The organism is Bacteroidota bacterium (assembly GCA_018698135.1).
Taxonomy (GTDB): domain Bacteria; phylum Bacteroidota; class Bacteroidia; order CAILMK01; family JAAYUY01; genus JABINZ01.
The window spans coordinates 1-2,789 of sequence record JABINZ010000118.1 but is presented as its reverse complement, the minus strand read 5'-3'; the positions used below and the strand labels follow the sequence as shown (position 1 = coordinate 2,789).

Genomic DNA, 2,789 nt, shown 5'->3' with positions numbered 1-2,789 from the left:
GAGGTAATTTCTTTGTTTCTTAATTCATTAATAGAGTAATCAAACATTTCTGCAGCAGTTTGATTGGTCTCGATTAATATTCCACTTGAAGTGATTAATATAGATTCAAAAGTTGCGTTTGACAATGTACGGAATTTAGCTTCACTTTTCTCAAGTTTCTCTTTTGCTTTCCTTTCAGCAGTAACATCCAATCCAAATTCAGCAACACCAATTACGTTGTTTTTTTTATTTTTAATGGGGTAAGCTCTGAAATTATAATCTCTGTCTCCGATGGTTTTGTTTGCTAATTCCTGATAAACACCTGTTTTTATGGCTTCATAAACATGGCATTCTTTGCAAGGTTTAGAATTGTCATAAAAAATCTCATGACACTTTGTGCTCGTCAATTCACCATTTGACTTTTTTGAAATAATCTCCGATTTACTATTTGTATAAACTATATTCAGTTTATCATCATAATAAGTAAACATTTCAGATGAAGATTCTAACAGTAATGATTTCAAATTTTCAGATTCGATCAGGGCAGTTTCTGTTTTCTTTCTTTCGGAAATATCAGTAATAATAACAAGTACATGGGCTTCTCCCTTAATATTAATTTGAGAAAAAGCCATTTCAGCATAAAATTCACTCCCATCCTTTTTAACTTCTATAGCTTCAAGCAAACACTGTTTTCCTTTGAGCAGGCATTCTTCAAACTTTGGTAAAATTTGCTCATAACTATTTTCAGCACTAATAGATTCTAAATCAATACTTGAGAATTCGTCCCTATTGTATTGGTATAATTGACAGGCAAAATCATTTGATTCTATAAGCACACCTTGCTTATCCAAAATGATAATTGCATAGGAGTTTGTTCCAAAAATACTTTTATAACGTTGTTCACTCTCTTTTAGAATGCGTTCGGTTTGTTTTAATTTACTAATATCTCGGGTAATGGCAATAATAGCTTGCTTCCCATTAATAGTAATTAAACGCGCATTTACATCAACAGGAATACTTTCTCCTTTCTTACTAAAATGAATTGATTCAAATTGAACAGACTTTTTCTCGACAATCTCTTTGATTTTAACTGGAAATGTTTTTGCTATTTCAGGCAATGCTAAATCAAATATATTCTTTTGTAAAAATTCTTGACGAGAATAGCCCAATCGATTGATGGCTTCCTTATTAACTTCAACAATACGACCTACAGGAGTAATTATATAGGTTGGATCTGGCAATACCTCTAATAAACCATCCCAACTTTTTTCAGTTTTTTTTAAAGATTTCTGATGTGTTTCTTCTTTGGGATTTTCTCTATGCTCAGATTGTTTTTTTGCCATTCAGGATGAGTTCAGTTTATTAATTATTAATTTCATTTTAATAAAAATAATCTTAAAAGCACATTAAAAACTTATTTGTAAAATTACATAATTTTATTTGAGCCCGAATCATTCCTTTATTTTTTATTCTTACTTAAAGTGTAAATAATTTAAGTCAGTTTTAAAATCATCAATTTATTACATTTGTTAAACCAAATAAATTCAATGAAAGCCAACATACAGAAAAAGTTAATTACTCTATTTGAAATCTGGAGCAAAGAAGAATTAGAAAGTAGTGAGTTACTCCCAATTTCAGGATCGGTTCGCCAATATATTCGCTTGATATCCAAAAATAAAACAGCAATAGGTTGCTTCAATGATAACTATAAAGAGAATAGCGCATTTCTGAGCTATGCTCAACAACTTAAATCTGCTCAACTTCCAGTTCCAAAAATATATGCAGACCAGTTGGATGACCACATTTATTTACAAGAAGATTTAGGAGACCTTAGTTTTTACGATCATATTGACCAAATAAATAGAAACGATGAAGGTAATCTGAAAATCAGCATATTATACAAAAGTGTAATAAACCACTTGATTGAATTTCAATTTAAAGGACATGAAGTAATCGACTATAGCAAGGCTTATCCTCGATCAAAATTTGATAAGCAATCGATGTTGTGGGATATGAATTATTTCAAGCATTTTTTTATCAAACTGGCTGGTGTCAGTTTCCATGAGCAAGATTTAGAAGATGACTTCCGCTCGCTTGTTAATTATTTGCTGTCAACCAATACAGATTATTTTATGTTTAGGGATTTTCAATCCAGAAACATCATGATTAATAATGATGAATTCTTTTTTATCGATTTTCAGGGAGGCCGACAAGGAGCTTTGCAATATGACCTCGCCTCATTGCTTTATGATGCCAAAGCAAATTTAACAATAGATCAAAGAGAAGAATTGCTTATTTATTATATGTTGAAGCTGTCTGAAAAGATGACTGTTGACAAAGCGGCCTTTCGAAACTATTACTATGCCTATGTTTTGATACGGGTGATGCAAGCTTTTGGAGCCTACGGATACAGGGGCTTTTTTGAAAGGAAACAACACTTTTTATTGAGTATTCCTTATGCATTAAATAATTTAAAATACTTGATGGACAAAATTGAACTACCCATTAAGTTACCCGCGCTTTATTCTGTTTTCGATCAACTTATTCATTCACCTAACCTGAATGAATTTAATTACAAACCTAAACCAGGTTTAACCGTATTGATTAATAGTTTTTCTTACAAACGTTCAATACCACTGGATAATAGTGGAAATGGAGGCGGATTTGTATTTGATTGTCGTTTTTTACCTAATCCGGGGCGATTGAAAGAATTCAAAGAATTAACAGGAAACAATCAGGAAGTAATCAATTACTTAAGTCCTCTTGATGAAGTTCAACAATTTATCAATCAAGTCGAAAACATAGTTAGT

Annotated in this window: 2 protein-coding genes; one reads left to right on the top strand and one right to left on the bottom strand. The window is 31.4% G+C overall.

Features of this window, described 5'->3' with window-relative positions:
- Positions 1–1,322: PAS domain S-box protein (locus HOG71_07630; GenBank protein MBT5990709.1), on the bottom strand; the 1,322-nt coding region annotated here is incomplete at its 3' end.
- Between the two features lie 204 nt (positions 1,323–1,526).
- On the opposite strand from HOG71_07630, the gene HOG71_07625 reads away from it, so the two are divergent.
- Positions 1,527–2,789: phosphotransferase (locus HOG71_07625; GenBank protein MBT5990708.1), on the top strand; the 1,263-nt coding region annotated here is incomplete at its 3' end.